Source organism: Microbispora amethystogenes, from assembly GCF_016863015.1.
Lineage (GTDB): Bacteria > Actinomycetota > Actinomycetes > Streptosporangiales > Streptosporangiaceae > Microbispora > Microbispora amethystogenes.
This window is the reverse complement of sequence record NZ_BOOB01000029.1, coordinates 36,251-54,444: the sequence shown is the minus strand read 5'-3', so window position 1 is coordinate 54,444 and position 18,194 is coordinate 36,251. Positions and strand designations below refer to the sequence as shown.

Here is an 18,194-nt window from a genome sequence, read left to right as displayed (position 1 = left end):
GGATCGGCCCCGCAGGCTGCGGGAACGGGCGGAGCGCGGGCGCTCGCCCGCGCGTCGGTCTATCGCGGCGTGCCCGTCCCGTATGTCATGAAACGCGCTGAATTTCTGGTTCGGGTCAGGAGCTGGTCGGGGTCGGGAAGCCGGCTCAGGTCAGGAGGGGGCTCAGGTCAGGAAGGGGGCGACCGCGCTCCAGGAGGGATCCTCGGCCGTCTCGACCCGGGCGGGCCCCTCCTTCCAGCCGGCCGTGACCTCCTCGATCACCGGCGGCACGTCCGCGGCGGGGTCGGCGTAGAGGTGCAGCGTCCGGGTGCGGTCGGCGCTCAGGTGGGCCGCCAGCACGGCCGACCCGTGCGCGGCCAGCCGTCCGGTCAGCCGCTCCTCGAACTCGCGCAGCGCGTCCAGCGAGGCTCCGGTGGGCTGCCCGTCCGCGTCGGCGTGCTCGTACGGCACCGTGACGGCGATGTGCTGGTCGAACAGCGGGAAGTCGACCGGGCGCAGGGGATAGCGGGCCGCGGCGGTGAGACGGCCGCCGGTGGCGGTGTGGCCCTCCAGCAGCGCCCACTGCTCCTCCGCGAACCCCTCCGCCACGTCGGCGACGACCGAGGGCAGGTGGATCGCCGGCAGGGCGTCGATCGGCTCGAACTCGGCGGCCTGGATCTCGCCGACCCAGCGGGCCACCTCGTCCTCGCCCAGCAGCCAGTCGAGGGCGGTGAGGGTCGCCTCCATCCGGGCGTCGTCATCGATATCCGGAAATATGGGGTGAAAGGCGGTGACGTCCACGCGCGGCGTGCCGGGCGGCACGCGCAACGCCACCACCAGCCGGTCGAGCCCGAACTCCCGCCCGCCGACGTCGATCGTGACGTTCTCGGCCTGCGGGTTCGCCTGCCGCGAGGGGTGGAACTCCCACATCGCGTCGACCGGCGGCGCGGCCAGGGCCCAGCGGTGGGCGAACGGCCGCAGTTCCGGATCGCCCGACGCGCTGACGACCAGGGCGTGCACGGCGAAGCGCCCGGGCACGACCTCCCAGACGAGGGACGGGTGCAGCGCGGCCACGGCCGGCCCGATGGTCTCGGCCAGGGCCTCGGGATCCTCCGCCTCGACGTGCGCGTCGATCCCCGGACGGGCCTGTTCCCACCAGGCCCAGAACGCGGCGATGGCCTCGGCGGGGTCGGCGTGCTCGCTCTCGCGCCCGAACAGTCGCATGACCCCGCATCCTCCCAGCCCGCCCGCCCCGATGCCAACGCGGGCGCGCGCCCGCGCCGGCATCGGGGCGGTAACCTCGAACTGTTATGGCTCCCACAGCAAAGCCCACCGGAAAGCCCACGGGAAGGCTCCGCGTGCTCGCCGCCATGTCCGGCGGGGTCGACTCCGCGGTGGCCGCCGCCCGGATCGCCGAGGCGGGGCACGACGTGACCGGCGTCCACCTGGCGCTGTCCTCCAACCCGCAGTCCTACCGCACCGGCGCGCGCGGCTGCTGCACCCTGGAGGACGCCCGCGACGCGCGCCGCGCCGCCGACGTCATCGGCATCCCCTTCTACGTGTGGGACATGGCCGAACGGTTCCACCGCGACGTGGTCGAGGACTTCGTCGGCGAGTACGCCGCCGGGCGCACCCCCAACCCCTGCCTGCGCTGCAACGAGAAGATCAAGTTCGAGGCGGTGCTCGACCGGGCGCTCGCGCTCGGCTTCGACGCCGTCGCCACCGGCCACCACGCGCGGCTGGAGGACGGCGTGCTGCGGCGCAGCGTCGACGACGCCAAGGACCAGTCGTACGTGCTGGGCGTGCTCACCCGCGAGCAGCTCGCGCACGCGATCTTTCCGCTGGGCGGCTCGACCAAGGCGGAGGTGCGCGAGGAGGCCGCGCGGCGCGGGCTGACCGTGGCCGACAAGCCGGACAGCCACGACATCTGCTTCATCGCCGACGGCGACACCCGGGCCTTCCTCGCCGAGCGGCTCGGCGGGGCCGAGGGACCGATCGTCGACGCGCTCACCGGCCAGGTGGTCGGCAGTCACCAGGGGGCGTACGGCTTCACGATCGGGCAGCGCAAGGGCCTGCGCGTCGACCGGCCCGCCGCCGACGGCAGGCCGCGCTACGTGCTGTCGATCGAGCCGGTGTCCAACACGGTCACCGTCGGTCCGCGCTCCTCGCTGGAGGTGCGCGCCGTCGTGGGCGAGCGGCCGGTGTGGAACGGACCGCTGCCGGAGCCGTACGAGCCGATCACCTGCACGGTGCAGCTACGCGCGCACGGCGAGGTGTACGGCTGCCGCGCCCAGCTGTCGGGCGGTGAGCTGCACATCGCGCTGGACCAGCCGGCCACCGGCGTCGCGGCGGGCCAGGGGGCCGTCCTGTACGACGGGGACGCCGTCCTCGGCTCCGCCACGATCGCCTCGGCCGGCTGAGGTCAGACCTCCACACTCTCCCCGGGCGGGATGCGGCGGAAGTCGGCCTTCTGCCGGCCGGCCTCCATGCCGAGCCAGTTGTCGATCAGCTTCGCGCCGATGTCGTTGACGATGCCGTCATGGGTCGAGTACGCCCGCGCGGGACGGACGTACCGCAGGTAGAGCAGCATCTCGGCGGCCTTGAGCCACGGCGCGTTGGTCGGCACCAGCAGCGTCGGGACGTCGCGTCCCGGCGGCGTGAGGGCGTCGCCGGGATAGAACACCTCGTCGTCCACGAAGAAGCCGATGTTCTGCACCGGCGGGACGTCGGGCAGGTTGAGCGCGTGCCACTCGCCGACCGCGCTGACGTGGAAGCCCGCCGCGTCGAAGCCGTCCCCGTGGGCGACGACCTGGACCTTCGCCGGGATCTCGGCGAGCTGGTCGGCGACGGCCTGGCAGGTGAAGACCTCCAGGTCGGGGCTCGCGCTTGCGAGCAGGCCCGCGTCCACGTGGTCGAAGTGCTCATGGGTGATCAGCACCGCGTCCGCGCCGTCGAGGAGCCCCGGGCCGCTGAAGGAGCCGGGGTCGATGACGAGCGTCCGCCCGTCCTTCTCCAGCCGCCAGCACGCGTGACCGAGTTTGGTGAGTTTCATGTCTCTAAGCTAGTGACCGTGAGCGAGTACCCGTGGAGCGAGGCCACGGCCACCGGGGTGGGGTCCTACCCGGGCGAGGACCATCTTGAGGCGTTGCGCACCGCGTTCGGCGAGCTGCCCATGCCCTATCTGCCCGAGTTGCCCGCCCGAGGAGTCGGCGCGGACATGATCGGCCGTACGGCGTCGCTGCTGGTCGAGCTGCCCGTCGAGGTGCAGCCGTCCGGCTGGCGGCTCTCCGACCGTCCGGGCCGGGATTTCAAGCGGGCCAGGGACCATCTCACCCGTGACCTCGACGGCCTGGAGGAGGTGGCGCAGGGCTACCGGGGGCCGTTCAAGATCCAGGCGTGTGGCCCGTGGACGCTCGCCGGGGCGATCGAGCTCAGGTACGGCGACAAGGTGCTCGCCGACGCCGGAGCCGTACGCGACCTGACCGAGTCGCTGGCCGAGGGACTGGCGCAGCACGTGGCGGAGGTCCGGCGGCGGGTCCCCGGAGCGGACCTCGTCGTCCAGATCGACGAGCCGGGGCTGCCCGGCGTGCTGGCGGGCACGGTGCCGACCGCGTCCGGCTTCGGGCGGCTGGCCGCCGTCGAGTCGCCCGTCGCGGCCGAGCGGCTGAGGACCGTGCTGTCCGCGCTCGCGCCCGCGTTCCCGGTCGTCCACTGCTGCGCGCCGGGCGTGCCGTACGAGGTGATCCGTACGGCGGGCGCGCGCGGCGTCTCGGTGGACGCGGGGCTGCTGCGGCGCAGGGACGAAGACGATCTGGGCGAGACGATCGAGAAGGGCCTCGCGCTGCTGCTCGGCGTCGTGCCCGGCACGGACACCCGGCTGGCGGACGTCGGCGTGGTGGCCCGGCCGGCGGTGGAGCTGTGGCGGCGCCTCGGCTTCCCGCCCGTCCGGCTCGCCGAGCAGGTCGTGCTCACCCCCGCCTGCGGCCTGGCCGGAGCCTCGCCCGCGTACGCCAGGGCGGCGCTGGCCCGGTGCCGGGAGGCGGCCCGCGTCCTGCGCGAGGACCCCGGCGAGTAGGTGCGGGGGACGGGCGATCCAAGCGATCTCCCAGCCCGTTCCCAAGTGATTCACAAGCCCCGGGGCCTATCTCTTGACGTGCTGGAAGTTCACCCGTCAGGAGAAAGACCCATGCGAAGCGCTGTGCGCCTTCTGCTCCCTCTCGCCGCCACCGGCCTGTGTGTGGGGCTCGTCGCGGCTCCGGCCTCGGCCGCCACGGCTACCACTGCGGCGGAGACCTGGAAGTGGGGGCCGACGGCGTCCTCCGACTACAAGGGTTGGGCGAGCGGATCGGTCCGGTCGAGCTCGTCGGGCCTGCGCATCGCCGGCGACCTCTACGACGCGGGCGGGGCCAGGACCTGCTCGTGGGTGACGATCAAGTGGCTGACCGACCACGGCAGGTATCGCACCGCGACCTTCCGCAACTGCTCGCAGTCCACCCCGCGCGCCTTCCGGGTGAACGCCGGATACATGCTGCTCGCCAAGGCCAGGGTCTGCCGGGGCACCGCGACCCGCGTCACCGGCCGTTGCTCGCGCTGGGAACGGGTCTGGACCCAGGGCGGCTGAGCTCTCGGGCCGGTCCCCCTCCATCCACCCTGACCGGCCCGAGTAGACCGGACAAAAAGGAATGAAAGTGGGCTGCAAGCGGTCTACCGTAATTCTCGATCGCTCCTGAAAACGAGGGGCCGCGCGGTCTGGAGCGGTCCCCTCGCGGAGTGGTCCGGCGGGAGCCGTTCCTCGTCCTCGGCGCGGCTCCCGCCCCCGTCCTTCGCGTTCTGTCGGTCCCCGGGGATACGGTTGGCCTGGGTCGTTGACGAGGGGAGACGGGCGACGTGACCGACAGGGCGGACGGGCTCGACGACATCGTGGACGAGTCCGAGGATGTGACAGACGAGCCCGCCGAGAGCGGGCAGGCGCAGAGCGCGAAGAGCGCGGCGAATGCGGAGAGCGCGCCGAGCGAGGCGCGGGAGCGGCACGCCGAGCTCGCGGAGCTGCTTGATGAGGCCAACTGGCGCTACTACGTGCTCGACTCGCCCACGGTGAGCGACGCCGAGTACGACGGCTGGATGCGGGAGATCCGCGCGCTGGAGGAGCGGCATCCCGACCTGCGAACGCCGGACTCGCCCACCCAGCGGGTCGGCGCGCCCATCTCCACGGACTTTCCCGAGGTCACCCACCTGCAGCGGATGGAGAGCCTCGACAACGCGTTCAGCCAGGAGGACCTGGCCGCCTGGCAGGCGCGTGCGCAGCGGCTCATCGAGGCCGATCCCGGGCCCTATCTGTGCGAGCTGAAGATCGACGGGCTTGCCGTCGCGCTCGTCTACGAGAAGGGCCGCCTGGTGCGGGGGGCCACGCGTGGCAACGGTCGTACGGGTGAGGACGTCACGCCCAACGTCCGGACCCTGCGCGACGTGCCGCAGCGGCTCACCGGAGACGACGTGCCCGACCTGGTCGAGGTGCGTGGCGAGGTCTTCCTGCCGGTCAAGGGCTTCGAGCAGCTGAACGAGCAGCTCATGGACGCCGGCAAGGCGCCGTTCGCGAATCCCCGCAACTCGGCCGCCGGTTCGCTGCGGATGAAGGACCCGCGCATCACCGCGCAGCGCCCGCTACGGATGATCGTCCACGGGGTCGGCAAATGGGAGGGAACCACACCGCCCGCCACCCAGTCGGAGATGTACGAGCGGCTCGCGTCCTTCGGGCTGCCGGTGAGTGACCGCTACAAGGTCGTGGAGTCGCTCGACGAGGTGCGCGAGTTCGTCGAGTACTACAACGACCACCGCCACGATCCGGAGTACGAGATCGACGGCGTGGTCGTGAAGGTCGATCGGGTTCCGATTCAGCGGCAGCTCGGGTCCACGAGCCGGGCCCCGCGCTGGGCGATCGCGTACAAGTACCCCCCGCAGGAGGTCAACACCCGGCTGCTCGACATCCAGGTGGGAGTAGGCCGGACCGGCCGGGTCACACCGTTCGGCGTGATGAAGCCCGTCGTGGTTTCCGGGTCCACCGTGGAGCGCGCGACGCTGCACAACGCGTCGGAGGTGAAGCGCAAGGGGGTGCTGATCGGCGACATGGTCGTGCTGCGCAAGGCGGGCGACGTCATCCCCGAGATCGTCGGGCCGGTCGTGGACCTGCGGCAGGGCGACGAGCGGGAGTTCGTCATGCCCACGCACTGCCCGGAGTGCGGCACCGAGCTGGCCTACGAGCGGGAGGGCGACGCCGATCTGCGCTGTCCGAACGCCCGCTCCTGCCCCGCGCAGCTCCGTGAGCGGATCTTCTTCGCGGCCGGGCGCAACGCGTTCGACATCGACGGACTGGGCTACGTCGCCGCGACCGCGCTGACCCAGCCGCTGCCGCCGCAGGAGCCGCCGGTCCGCACCGAGGCCGATCTGTTCGACCTGACGATCGACAAGCTGCTGCCGATCAGATCGGTGGTCCGCGACGCCGACACGGGCCTGCCCAAGACCGATCCGGAGACCGGCGAGCCGAAGGTGGTCTCGTTCTTCGCCAACATGTCCGGAGAACCGAGCAAGCACGCGGAGCTGATCCTCCAGCAACTCGAGGAGAAGAAGGACCAGGCGCTGTGGCGGGTGCTCGTGGCGCTGACGATCCGGCACATCGGGCCGCCGACGGCCCGAGCGCTGGCGGACGGGTTCCGCTCGATCGACGCCATCGCCAAGGCGTCGGAGGAGGAACTCGCGGCGGTCGAGGGCATCGGGCCCAGGGTCGCCACCACGATCAAGGAATGGTTCGAGGTCGACTGGCATCAGGAGATCGTCGACAAGTGGCGGGCCGCCGGAGTCCGGATGGCCGACGAGTCCGCGGCCGACGAGGGGCCGCGACCCCTTGAGGGGCTGACGTTCGTCGTCACCGGCACGCTCGCGGACTTCAGCCGCGACGAGGCGAGCGAGGCCATCGCCGGCCAGGGGGGCAAGGTCACCTCGTCGGTGTCAAAGAAGACCAGCTTCCTGGTGGTGGGGGACAACCCCGGCTCGAAGTACGACAAGGCGGTCAAGGCCGGCGTTCCCATCCTCAACGAGGAGGGCTTCCACACGCTTCTCCGCGAGGGTCCCGACGCCGCCCGCGCCGCCGCCGTCACCCCCGAGGAGTGACCCCGAGGAACGCCTCCGTGCCCCCCGCGCCCGTACTCGGAGTCGCCAGGGCCGGCACTCGGAGTCGCCGCGAATCAGACCAGCGCGACGCGAGGCGTACGGCTGCCGAGACGGCCCTGGGCCGTCACGGCCAGGCGGCCAGCAGCTCGTCGGGACCCCAGTGCGCGGCGAGCGGCAGGTTGCCGTCCACCCCCGACCGTGAGACGGCCACGCCCGCTAGCACTGCAGTGGCTCCCTCACCTAGAGGTCGCTGCCAGCCAGGTCGTGCCGGTTATACGTAGAACCGATCTAACGTAGATGCGATCTTACATTGTGCGATCCAGGCGCTTCCTGAGCCGGTGCCGCTGAGCGGCAACACAGCGCTCCCGGTCCTGTGCGGATCGGGAGCGCTGTGTTGCCCGGTGGTCACCCGAGGAGGTCGACGTCAGCAGTCGACCAGCTGCGCCATCGCGTTCTTGGTCTCGCTCGCGATGTCGAGGCCCATGGAGAGCTGGTCGAACACTGCTTTCAGCAGACCCAGGCGCCTGATCGTCTCGCCTTCGACGGGAGCGCCCGAACGAAGTCGTGCGTTGACAGCGAGAGCCGCCATGATCTGCTTGCCAGTGAACGCTTGATCGAGCAGGAGAGTGAAGTCTTCACCCTGGCCTTCCTGGATCTTCTGCACCTCGGCCGCGTCGACGTGGGCATACACCCATACGTTGCCTTCCATAGCGTGGCCTTCGAGGCAGTCGAACACGAAGAGCTTGTGGTTCTGCCTGATCAGGCCGGCGGTAGGCATATTGAGACGGTCGAAAACTTCGATCATCTCCGAATCGGGGGTAGGCAGCCAGGGGCGCTCTCCGATACCCAGCTTGATCAGGTCGCTCACAGGATGCCTTCCTTCCAGCTTGTCGACTCGAAGCAGGCGTCAAACCTGTCCCTGTCATCATTGGTCCACAGGCGGTCGTCGTCTACCAGTGCTACGGAGACATGCCCGGGTATACGTCTCGTTGGACTGGCCCATACCCGAAATCCGGCAGCTCGCAGCTTGCCGACTAGCGCATAGCGTACGCCTTCTCCCGGGATCGCTCCTTGAACGCGTCGGTGGTTCACCGCCATCGCTGCTTCGTCTGGCGTCAGCTTGCCCCTGAGGAGTGAGAGTTCGTGTGGAACTTCGTGGGCCGAGGGATTCCGTTTGAACGGCGTACCGTCGATCGGCTTGTGGATCGTTCCATACTGTGTGACCCAATCCTCATCGTTGAGGTGGTTGTTCATCTATTCGCCTGCGAGCTCGCTTGGGGATCAACAGTTGATGGGGGTGCTTGATTCGATGAGGTTGTCGAAGACGAGGGCGGCCATGGATGGCCTGTCGGCGAAGAGGGCGTCCAGCAGGCGGATGAGGTCGTCACCCGCGGCGTTCTGGAGGCGGCTGACCTCGATGGCGTCGACCTGGGTGTAGGCCCAGAAGCTGACTTTCGACCCGCGGCCGTCGATGCAGTCGAAGACGTAGAGCCTGCCGTCCTGTTCGATCAGTCCCGCGGTGGGCGGGTCGCACTCCTCGTAGATCTCGACCACCCGGGTGTCGGGAGTGGGCAGCCAGGGGCGCTCTCCGATCTGCAACCGGATCGGGTCACTCCCTCGTCGCCGGCTGAAGGGACGCAGCTCGATCACCTTGCCGTCGATCACGTCGTGCCGGCCTGCCTGCTCTTCGCAGAGGGCGTCGTCACCCATGAGCACCTACTGGGGGAGTAGTGACGGTAGTTTCCCTCGACATCCTAAACGCTTCGCTGTCCACCGGTTACCTAGTGTGAGTGCCAGTGGATAAAGAGGCTGCGAGCAAGACCGTACGAGTGGCGGTGCCGCGGTGGCCGGGAAGTCGGCCGGGGACGTGCCCGGGACGCAGCCTTCGTGGCCATCACACGCGAAGGCGTGCCGTACGGCTGGGGAGGACCGTACGGCACGCCTGGCTTCATGCGGGGATCAGGAAGCGGTGCAGCTCAGCGGGTTGGGAGTGGAGGGGGTTCCGCTGGAGTTGGCGAGGAAGCCGAACGTGGTGCTGGAGCCCGGAGCGAGGTTCCCGTTCCAGTTCAGGTTCGAGGCCGTGATGCTGGTGGTGCCGGTCAGGTTGGCGTTCCACGACTGGGTGATGGACTGCCCGCCGGGCATGTTCCACTTGACCGTCCAGTTGCTGATCGCCGAGGAGCCCGCGTTGGTCACGGCGACCTCACCCTGGAACCCGCCGCCCCACGCGCTGACGACCTTGTAGACCGCCGTGCAGCCCTTGTCGCCGGTGAAGGTCGGCGACGCCGAAGGCGAGGCGGAGGGCGACCGGGTGGGCGAAGTGGACGGAGAGGGGGAGGGAGTCAGGGAGGGCGACGGCGACGGAGACGGGGACCGCGTCGGCGAGGCCGACGGGGACTGCGGCGGGGTGTACGGGGCGGCGATCGCAAGGTCGTACGCCCGCTGCGGGACGAACTGACCGGCCGGGGCGATGCAGCCGTCGGACTCGCCCGGAGGCTTGACCCACAGGTACGCGGCGATGGCCGAGTCGCCGGTGTTGGTGGTGCTCCAGGTGCCGGTGGCGCGGCCGGCCGGGTCACACCACTCGCTGCCGACCGGGCCGTTGCCGTTGCGGCTGGTGTCGATCACGGCCTTCAGCCAGGACAGGCCGGTGGCCCCGATGACGTTCTTGGCGTAGGAGACCGTGGCGGAGGTGGACCGGTAGTTGGAGACGTTGAGCGAGATGCCGTCCGCGCTGTTGGCGATGTCGGCGCCCCGCAGCCGGTTGGCCATGTCGGAGGCGCCCACCCAGGCCTCGTTGCCCGCGTCGAAGTAGACCTTGACCTGCGAGGAGGTGGCCTTGAACTTCTTGCCGGCGTACGCCATGGAGGCCTGGACCTCGGCCTGCTGGGAGGAGTTCATGCAGTTCGGCATGATCGACAGGGCGTCGGGCTCCAGGATGATGTAGGCCGGACGCCCGCCGAGGCCCGCGGCGACCTGGTCGATCCAGGCACGGTACGACGCGTGGTCGGGAGCGCCACCCGCGCTCGCGCCGCCGCAGTCGCGGTTCGGCATCTCGTAGACCACCATGATCGGGATCTTGCCGGCCGCCGCGGCCGCGCCCACGTAGGCGTCGACCTGGCTGCGCACCGCGGAGGGGTTGTAGCTGGCGAACCAGCGGCCCTGCGGGACGGCGGCGATGCGGTCCCGGATGACCGCGGTCTTGCTGTCATTGGGGTTGGCGGCGACCCACTTGGCGGCGCTGGTCGTCGGATCCACGTAGAAAACGGAGTCGGCGGCCTGGGCCGCGGTGGAGGTCACGACGGCCGCTCCCACGGCGACCGTGGTGGCCGCGGCGAGAATGGCCGCCGTCAAGGGCCTTCTGCGAGACATGGAATTACTCCGTCCGGTAATGTGGGAGCGCTCCCACAGTTCCCTCGGATCGTAGGGACCGGGACGGGGGTCCAAGAAGGGCCGACATGAGTTCGGCTGGACGATCAACCTAATAGACGCAGGCGGGCGGGGGAATGGGCGCGTGGATCACTTGAAAGTTTCACCACGAGTCCAACCGTGCCGTGATTTCTCCAGAAATCATGGTGACGCAGTGTGCCCAACCGGTTTCGCGAAGTGGCCCAGAGGCCGTACCCTCCGATAGTGACCTCTTGGGGGGTTTCTTACCTATGACGCTTTCACGCGGTCTCATGCCGCTCGCCGGGGTGCCACGCGTTCTCCTCCCCGCCGCCGACCTGGGCGAACTGGGTGCGCCGGTCGACACCCGGGACACCGGGCCACGCCCCGGATCGCCTTTATGGGCGTACCTCACCATGGTCAGCGCCGCCGGTGTCACCGCGCTCGCCGTCGCCGAGTTCGGGCTGGGCGCCGGCCCCGGCACGCTGGCCGAGGCGGCGCGCACCCCGTTGTTCTGGATGCTGACCGTCCTGGTGGTGCTGGGCGAGCTGCGTCCCGTCATGTTCAGCTCCTCGACGCTGGTCGGAGGCACGCCGACCTCCACGATGTTCACCTTCGCGGTGCTCATGTACCAGGGCCTGCCGACGGCGGCGCTGATGCAGGCGGTCGCCGTGGTGGTCAGCGGGCTGGTGCACCGCAGGGCCTGGCACCGGGTGCTGTTCAACCTCGCCCAGGTGACCCTGGCCTGCACGGCCGCGGCCGGCGCCCTGGCCGCGTTCGGCGCGCACCCGCAGCCGCGCTCGCCGTGGACGCCCGACGGCCTGGACATCCCTGCCATCGCGCTGGCCGCGGCGGCGTACTTCGTGGTCCGCGCCGTCCTGGTCTGCCAGGCGGTGGCGCTGCACGAGCGCCGCCCCCTGCTCCGGGTGATGAAGGCCTCGCTCGGCCCGCAGGCGCTCGTCTACGGGACGCTGCTCGGCCTCGCGCCGCTGGTCGTGGTGGTGATGGCGCACTCCCCGGCGCTGGTCCCGCTGTTCGTCGCGCCGCTGGCCGCCGTCCACTGGACCGCGACGCTCTCGCTGCGCCGTGACCACCAGGCGACGCACGACGGGCTCACCGGCCTGCCGAACCGCAAGATTTTGATCGTCCGTACGGAGGAGGCGCTGGCCGAGGCGCGCGCGCACGAGCGGGTGGGGCTGCTGCTGCTCGACCTCGACCGCTTCAAAGAGGTCAACGACACGCTCGGCCACCCGGTCGGCGACCGGCTGCTGCAGATCGTGGCCCACCGGCTCACCCACAGCGTGCGGCCGGGTGACGTGGTCGCCCGGCTCGGCGGGGACGAGTTCGCGGTGCTGCTTCCGTCCATCAGGGACGCGCAGGCGGCCAGGGAGGTCGCCTCGCGGCTGCGGGTCGCGCTGACCGAGCCGGTACGACTCGAAGGCATGACGTTCGACCTCGACGCGTCGGTCGGCATCGCGCTCTATCCCGACCACGCCCCGGACTTCGAGCTGCTGATGCAGCGTTCCGACGTCGCGATGTACCTCGCCAAGGAGGGCCGCACGGGCGTCGAGTTCTACCTGCCGGGCAAGGACCGCAACTCGCCCGAGCGGCTGAGCCTGCTCGGCGACCTGCGGCGGGCGATCGACGCCGACGAGCTGGAGCTCCACTATCAGCCCAAGGTGAGCCTGGAGGACGGCACGGTCGAGGGCGTCGAGGCGCTGCTGCGCTGGTGGCACCCGGTGCGCGGGCCGATCTCGCCCGCCGAGTTCATCCCGCTGGCCGAGCAGTCGTACCTCATGCGCGAGCTCACCCAGCATGTGATCGGGAAGGCGCTGGGGCAGGCGGCGCGCTGGTGGCACGCGGGCCTCGACGTGCCGGTCTCGGTGAACGTGTCGGCCCGCGACCTGCTCGACTCGGGCCTGCCCGAGCAGCTGGAAGCGGGGCTGGAGAAGCTGGACCTGCCGCCCGAGGCCATCCGGCTGGAGGTCACCGAGCGCATCCTGATGACCGACCAGGCCTACAGCGCCGAGGCCATCCGCACGCTGGCCGGGCTTGGCGTCCAGCTCGCGCTGGACGACTTCGGCACCGGCTACTCCTCCCTGGTCCGGCTCCAGCGACTTCCGGTCTCCGAGGTGAAGATCGACGCGTCGTTCGTACGGCGGCTCGGTGAGCCGGGGGACGACGAGCGGATCGTCCGCTCGATCATCGACCTCGTCCGGTCTCTCGGGCTGAGGTCGGTCGCCGAGGGCATCGAGTCGCCCGAGATCGCGGCATCGCTGCGGGAGATGGGCTGTCACGCGGGGCAGGGATGGTGGCTGGCCAAGCCCATGTCCGCCACCGAGGCCACCACCTGGCTGCGCGCCCGGCTCGGCGCCGCCCTGGGCGGTCACCCGGGTGACGCCCGGCTCGCCTCGCACTGAGTCGCCGTCCCGGGCCGCGGGCAGCCGCCCGGGGCGGGAAAGCTCGGATTAAGACCGTGTGACGCGGCGTCGCCAGGTCGGTCGCGCTCGGCGGCGAGCCCTAGGATGGGTAGGTCCAATCTCCATCATGAAACGGGTTCGACGACTCATGTCCGCCATAACCCGCGATGAGGTCGCTCACCTCGCCCGGCTGTCCCGGCTGGCACTGGCCGACGACGAGCTCGACCACTTCGCCGCCCAGCTCGACCAGATCGTCGGCGCCGTCGCCCGCGTCTCGGAGGTGGCGGCCGGTGACATCCCGCCGTCCTCGCACGCGCTGCCGCTGACCAACGTCTTCCGTCCCGACGCCGTACGGCCGAGTCTGACACCCGAGGGAGCCCTGTCCGGCGCGCCCGCGGTGGAGGACGACCGGTTCCGCGTGCCGCGGATCCTCGGGGAGGAAGAATGAGCTTGATCCAGAAGACCGCCGCCGAACTGGGCGCGCTCATCGCCGCCCGCGAGGTCAGCGCCGTCGAGGTCGCCCAGGCTCACCTCGACCGCATCGCCGAGGTCGACGGCCGCGTCAACGCCTTCCTGCACGTGGACGCCGAGTCGACGCTGGCCCAGGCCCGCCAGGTGGACGAGCGCCTGGCCGGGGGCGAGAACCCCGGCCCGCTCGCTGGGGTGCCCATCGCGCACAAGGACGTCTTCACCACCGCCGACATGCCGACGACGGCCGGTTCGAAGATCCTCGAAGGCTGGCGCCCGCCGTACGACGCGACCGTGACCGGCCGGCTGCGCGCGGCCGGCCTGGTGATCCTGGGCAAGACGAACCTCGACGAGTTCGCCATGGGGTCGTCCACCGAGAACTCGGCGTACGGCCCGACGCACAACCCGTGGGACCTGTCCCGGATCCCGGGCGGCTCGTCGGGCGGCTCGTCGGCCGCGGTGTCCGCCTACGAGGCGCCGCTGTCCACCGGCACCGACACCGGCGGCTCGATCCGCCAGCCCGCCGCGGTGACCGGCATCGTCGGCATGAAGCCGACGTACGGCGGCTCGTCCCGATACGGCCTGATCGCGTTCGCGTCCTCGCTCGACACGCCCGGGCCGTTCGCCCGCACCGTGCTCGACGCGGCGCTGCTGCACGAGGCGTTCTCCGGCCACGACCCGCTCGACTCGACCTCCATCGACGCGCCGGTGCCGCCGGTGGTGGAGGCCGCACGGCAGGCCGACGTGGCGGGGATGCGGATCGGCGTGGTCAAGGAGTTCGGCGGGGAGGGCTACCAGCCCGGCGTGCTCGCCCGCTTCCACGAGGCCGTGGACCTGCTGGAGTCGCTCGGGGCCAAGGTCGTCGAGGTCTCCTGCCCGGCGTTCTCCTACGCGCTGCCGGCCTACTACCTGATCGCGCCGTCGGAGTGCTCGTCCAACCTGGCCCGCTTCGACGCCATGCGGTACGGCCTGCGGGTCGGCGACGACGGCACCCGCAGCGCCGAGGAGGTCATGGCGCTCACCCGCGCGGCCGGCTTCGGGCCCGAGGTCAAGCGGCGCATCATGCTCGGCACGTACGCCCTGTCGTCGGGCTACTACGACGCCTACTACGGGCAGGCGCAGAAGGTCCGCACGCTGATCATGCGCGACTTCGAGGCGGCGTTCCAGCAGGTGGACGCGCTGGTCTCGCCGACCACGCCGACCACCGCGTTCCCGATCGGGGAGCGGGCCGACGACCCGATGGCGATGTACCTCGCCGACCTGTGCACGATCCCGACCAACCTGGCCGGCAACGCCGCGATCTCGGTGCCGTGCGGCCTCGCGGACGAGGACGGCCTTCCGGTCGGGCTCCAGGTCATGGCCCCGGTCCTCGCCGACGACCGCTGCTACCGGGTCGGCGCGGCCGTGGAGAAGGCGTTCGAGAGCCGGTGGGGCGGCCCGCTGCTGTCCCGCGCGCCCGCGCTGTAGTCGCCGAGGGGAGGGGAACGGCGGCATGATCACCCGCATCGAGATCGACGGCTTCAAGTCCTTCCTGGACTTCCAGCTCGACATCCCGCCGTTCCTCGCCCTCGTCGGCCCCAACTCCAGCGGCAAGTCCAACCTCCTCGACGCCCTGGAGTACCTGGGCGATGCTCGCTGGTTTAGAAAGAATCCCCTGCTCTCAGCTCGACGTGGACGGCCGCACGAGCTGTTTCACCGGGTGAGCAAGGGGCGACCGGTGAGCTGGTTCGAGATCGGGGCTCATACGCTCACCGATCTCGGGAACGGCCTCGTGCCTCTACGATTCGAGAGCGCGGCGGAGCTGAGCCCGGACGGCGCGCCGATACCGGCGAGTTTCGGCCATGAGCCGTCTCTGGGCCCGGTCCCAACGCTGCCCAAATGGGTGCTTGACCAGAGGGAAAGGGCGCTGACGGGGTGGACTCGGATCGAGGCCAGGTTCAGAGAAAAGCCAGACCTCGCGCTCTTCCAGCCACTTGACGCGGAACTCGCCTCGTGGCGCTTGCATCAGCCCGATCCGCAGGGTCTGCGATCGTGGTCGTCGGCTGCGGACTACGGGCCACTTCGAGTGGATGGGAGCAACCTCGCTACCGTCCTGGGCCGGTTGAAGGCAGTAGGTGCGATCGAGGACCTTCTGGTGGATCTCACTGCTCTTATTCCGGACTTGGCTGGAATCGAGCCGATTCTGGAGGAGCGGCGTCAGGAGTGGACGTTCGACGTGTTCGTGGACGGGCAGGGAGCGGTGCCGAGCACGTTGCTCTCCGACGGCACGCTCCGGGTCATCGCGCTGCTGGCTGCGCTCCACGACCCGGACCACGCCGGGGTGCTGCTCATCGAGGAGATCGAGAACGGGCTGCACCCCAGCCGCCTCGCGGAACTGCTCCGCAGGATCCAGGGCAGGGTCACCGATCTCAGCGACCCGGAGTGCGTCAACCGGCCGTTGCGGCAGGTGATCCTCACCACGCACTCGCCGGTGGTCGTCTCCGAGCTGTACCGCCTCAGGCCGGACGCGCTGGTCTTCCTTGACGCCGCCGTACGCGTCGATCCCGAAAGGGACAGGATCTCCAGGGTCACGGTCGCCAAGCCGGTGCGGGCGGAGGGAGAGCCCGGCACGTTCGTCTCTCCGCGTCAGGTGCGCAAGTATCTGAGCGCGGTGGGCGAGGTGCCATGAGCAGGCCGCTCGTGCCCGGACTCATCGCCGAGGGGGAGACCGACGAGGTCTTCCTCGGCGTGGTGATCTCGCGGCAGCTTCGTGAGATCACCGTCCAGTCCTCTCGCTGCGCGGTCGACGTGGAGAGCACGGAGATCGGCTCCCGTCGATCGATCTACGACCACGACCGGACGACCGGCGCACTCCGCGAGCTGGCGGGCGACTGCCATCTCCTCTTCGTGCACAACGACCACAAGGAGCGGGACAAGGCGGAGCGGGTCGTGCGCGACTCGGGCCTGTCCACGCCGGTGATAGCGCTGGTGCCCGTTCAGGAGACGGAGGCGTGGCTCCTGGCGGATGTCGCCCTGTGGCGCCGCTTGAGCGGGAGCGACCACGGGCGCCTGCCTGCCCGCCCACCGGATGTCGAGAAGATCGCCGATCCCAAGAAGGTGCTCGCCGAGGTGGCTCCTCGTCGTGGGAAGCCCGTACGCGACTACTTCGAGTACATCGCTCGTAACATCGACCTCAACGTCCTCGCCCAGGTGCCCGCGTACGCGGAATGGGTCGTGGACGCGAGAAACGCATTGAAGGGACTTGGTTACCTGTGAGCAGCACTGAGACGCTCATGCCGTACGACGAGGCGCTGGAGCGCTTCGAGCCGGTGCTGGGGCTGGAGACGCATGTCGAGCTGGGCACCGCGTCGAAGATGTTCTGCGGCTGTCCGACGGCCTTCGGGGCACCGCCGAACACGCAGGTCTGCCCGGTGTGCCTGGCGCTGCCCGGCTCGCTGCCGACGGCCAACGAGCAGGCGATCGAGTCGACGATCAGGATCGGCCTCGCGCTGAACTGCACCATCGCGACGTGGTGCAGGTTCGCCCGGAAGAACTACTTCTATCCGGACATGCCGAAGAACTACCAGATCAGCCAGTACGACGAGCCGCTGTGCGTGAACGGCTACCTCGACGTCGAGGTGGACGGCCGGACCGTCCGCGTGGAGATCGAGCGGGTGCACCTGGAGGAGGACACCGGCAAGTCCACCCACGTCGGCGGTGCGACCGGGCGCATCCACGGCGCCGACTACTCGATCGTCGACTACAACCGGGCCGGCATCCCGCTCGTCGAGATCGTGACCAAGCCCATCGAGGGCACCGACCGGCTCGCGCCCGAGGTCGCCCGTGCGTACGTGACCGAGCTGCGCGAGGTGATGCGCTCGCTCGGCGTGTCGGACGTGCGGATGGAGCAGGGCTCGCTGCGCTGCGACGTCAACGTCTCGCTGATGCCGCGCGGCTCGTCCGAGTGGGGCACCCGTACGGAGACCAAGAACGTCAACTCGCTGCGGAGCGTCGAGCGCGCGGTGCGCGGGGAGATCGAGCGCCAGGCGGCCGTCCTCGCCGGGGGCGGGCGGATCGTGCAGGAGACCCGCCACTTCCACGAGGACACCGGGCAGACGACCTCCGGGCGGTCGAAGGAGGAGGCGCAGGACTACCGCTACTTCCCCGAGCCCGACCTGCTGCCCATCGCCCCCGATCCGGCCTGGGTCGAGTCGCTCAAGGCCGCGCTGCCCGAGCTGCCCTCGGCCCGGCGCAGGCGGCTGCAGGACGAGTGGGGCGTGTCCGACCTGGACATGGCCGCCATGCACAACGCGGACGCGATCGACCTGGTCGAGGCGACCGTGGCCGCCGGCGCCCCGGCGGCCGACGCCCGGAAGTGGTGGATGGGCGAGCTGGCCCGGCGGGCCAACGAGTCGGCCACGACCCTCGCGGATCTGCCGATCACCCCGGCCCAGGTCGCCCGGGTGACGGAACTGGTCGCCTCCGGCGCGCTGAACGACAAGCTGGCCCGCCAGGTGCTGGAGGGTGTGCTGGCCGGCGAGGGCGGCCCGGACGAGGTCGTGGACAAGCGCGGGCTCCAGGTCGTCAGCGACGAGGGCGAGCTCATGTCGATCATCGACCAGGTGCTCGCGGACAACGCCGACGCCGCGGAGAAGGTGCGCGGCGGGAAGATCGCGGCCGTCGGGGCGCTGGTCGGCGGCGTGATGAAGGCCAGCCGGGGCAAGGCGGACGCGGGCCGCGCCCGTGAGCTGATCCTGGAGCGGCTCGGCGTCCAGGGGTAACGAAGCGTCCCGCGCC

The 18,194-nt window shown here is 70.4% G+C and carries 16 protein-coding genes; 10 read left to right on the top strand and 6 right to left on the bottom strand.

What is annotated here, in order from left to right; genetic code table 11:
- Positions 1-162: 162 nt before the first annotated feature.
- A complete protein-coding gene (locus Mam01_RS20250; protein ID WP_204286818.1) occupies positions 163-1,203 on the bottom strand; it encodes a DUF695 domain-containing protein in 1,041 nt (346 codons plus the stop codon).
- Positions 1,204-1,289: 86 nt separating this feature from the next.
- Between Mam01_RS20250 and mnmA the strand changes: the two genes are divergently transcribed.
- A complete protein-coding gene (mnmA, locus tag Mam01_RS20245; RefSeq protein ID WP_275409056.1) occupies positions 1,290-2,399 on the top strand; it encodes a tRNA 2-thiouridine(34) synthase MnmA in 1,110 nt (369 codons plus the stop codon).
- A gap of 2 nt (positions 2,400-2,401) precedes the next feature.
- Here mnmA and Mam01_RS20240 read toward each other — a convergent pair whose 3' ends face one another.
- Positions 2,402-3,031: an MBL fold metallo-hydrolase gene (locus Mam01_RS20240; RefSeq protein WP_204286817.1), complete on the bottom strand. Its 630-nt coding sequence runs from the start codon at positions 3,029-3,031 to the stop codon at positions 2,402-2,404.
- 18 nt (positions 3,032-3,049) lie between these two features.
- On the opposite strand from Mam01_RS20240, the gene Mam01_RS20235 reads away from it, so the two are divergent.
- From Mam01_RS20235 to ligA, 3 genes are all read left to right on the top strand, one after another.
- A complete protein-coding gene (locus Mam01_RS20235) occupies positions 3,050-4,054 on the top strand; it encodes a methionine synthase (protein ID WP_204286816.1) in 1,005 nt (334 codons plus the stop codon).
- Between the two features lie 111 nt (positions 4,055-4,165).
- Positions 4,166-4,600: a hypothetical protein gene (locus Mam01_RS20230; protein ID WP_150935489.1), complete on the top strand. Its 435-nt coding sequence runs from the start codon at positions 4,166-4,168 to the stop codon at positions 4,598-4,600.
- A gap of 317 nt (positions 4,601-4,917) precedes the next feature.
- The gene (ligA, locus tag Mam01_RS20225) at positions 4,918-7,143 is read left to right on the top strand and encodes an NAD-dependent DNA ligase LigA (RefSeq protein WP_204286863.1); all 2,226 of its coding nucleotides are present in this window, start codon (positions 4,918-4,920) and stop codon (positions 7,141-7,143) included.
- A gap of 424 nt (positions 7,144-7,567) precedes the next feature.
- Here ligA and Mam01_RS20220 read toward each other — a convergent pair whose 3' ends face one another.
- From Mam01_RS20220 to Mam01_RS20205, 4 genes are all read right to left on the bottom strand, one after another.
- Positions 7,568-8,011 (bottom strand): hypothetical protein, encoded by a 444-nt coding sequence (locus tag Mam01_RS20220; protein WP_204286815.1) that lies wholly within the window; start codon positions 8,009-8,011, stop codon positions 7,568-7,570.
- Positions 8,008-8,397 carry a hypothetical protein gene (locus tag Mam01_RS20215; protein WP_204286814.1) on the bottom strand — a complete coding sequence of 130 codons (390 nt, stop codon included), beginning with the start codon at positions 8,395-8,397 and terminating at the stop codon, positions 8,008-8,010. Before Mam01_RS20215 ends, Mam01_RS20220 begins: the two co-directional genes overlap by 4 nt.
- Positions 8,398-8,424: 27 nt before the next feature.
- Positions 8,425-8,853, bottom strand: a complete 429-nt coding sequence (locus tag Mam01_RS20210; protein WP_204286813.1) for a hypothetical protein — start codon at positions 8,851-8,853, stop codon at positions 8,425-8,427.
- A 249-nt stretch (positions 8,854-9,102) separates the two neighbouring features.
- Positions 9,103-10,515 carry a glycoside hydrolase family 6 protein gene (locus tag Mam01_RS20205; RefSeq protein WP_204286812.1) on the bottom strand — a complete coding sequence of 471 codons (1,413 nt, stop codon included), beginning with the start codon at positions 10,513-10,515 and terminating at the stop codon, positions 9,103-9,105.
- A 287-nt stretch (positions 10,516-10,802) separates the two neighbouring features.
- On the opposite strand from Mam01_RS20205, the gene Mam01_RS20200 reads away from it, so the two are divergent.
- The 6 genes from Mam01_RS20200 (at position 10,803) to gatB (ending at position 18,178) form a co-directional block, all read left to right on the top strand.
- Entirely contained in the window at positions 10,803-12,950 is a 2,148-nt protein-coding gene (locus Mam01_RS20200; protein WP_239101456.1) for a putative bifunctional diguanylate cyclase/phosphodiesterase, read from the top strand.
- A gap of 148 nt (positions 12,951-13,098) precedes the next feature.
- Positions 13,099-13,398 carry an Asp-tRNA(Asn)/Glu-tRNA(Gln) amidotransferase subunit GatC gene (gene gatC / locus Mam01_RS20195; protein ID WP_150935484.1) on the top strand — a complete coding sequence of 100 codons (300 nt, stop codon included), beginning with the start codon at positions 13,099-13,101 and terminating at the stop codon, positions 13,396-13,398.
- On the top strand, positions 13,395-14,885 hold the full coding sequence (gene gatA / locus Mam01_RS20190; RefSeq protein ID WP_204286811.1) for an Asp-tRNA(Asn)/Glu-tRNA(Gln) amidotransferase subunit GatA: 1,491 nt from the start codon (positions 13,395-13,397) through the stop codon (positions 14,883-14,885). Before gatC ends, gatA begins: the two co-directional genes overlap by 4 nt.
- Positions 14,886-14,910: 25 nt before the next feature.
- Positions 14,911-16,086, top strand: coding sequence for an AAA family ATPase (locus Mam01_RS20185; protein ID WP_204286810.1), 1,176 nt, complete (start codon positions 14,911-14,913; stop codon positions 16,084-16,086).
- Positions 16,083-16,673 carry a DUF4276 family protein gene (locus Mam01_RS20180; protein WP_204286809.1) on the top strand — a complete coding sequence of 197 codons (591 nt, stop codon included), beginning with the start codon at positions 16,083-16,085 and terminating at the stop codon, positions 16,671-16,673. Before Mam01_RS20185 ends, Mam01_RS20180 begins: the two co-directional genes overlap by 4 nt.
- Positions 16,670-18,178, top strand: coding sequence for an Asp-tRNA(Asn)/Glu-tRNA(Gln) amidotransferase subunit GatB (gene gatB, locus Mam01_RS20175; RefSeq protein WP_275409053.1), 1,509 nt, complete (start codon positions 16,670-16,672; stop codon positions 18,176-18,178). The genes Mam01_RS20180 and gatB overlap by 4 nt, the downstream gene beginning before the upstream one ends.
- The last annotated feature ends 16 nt before the right edge of the window (positions 18,179-18,194 follow it).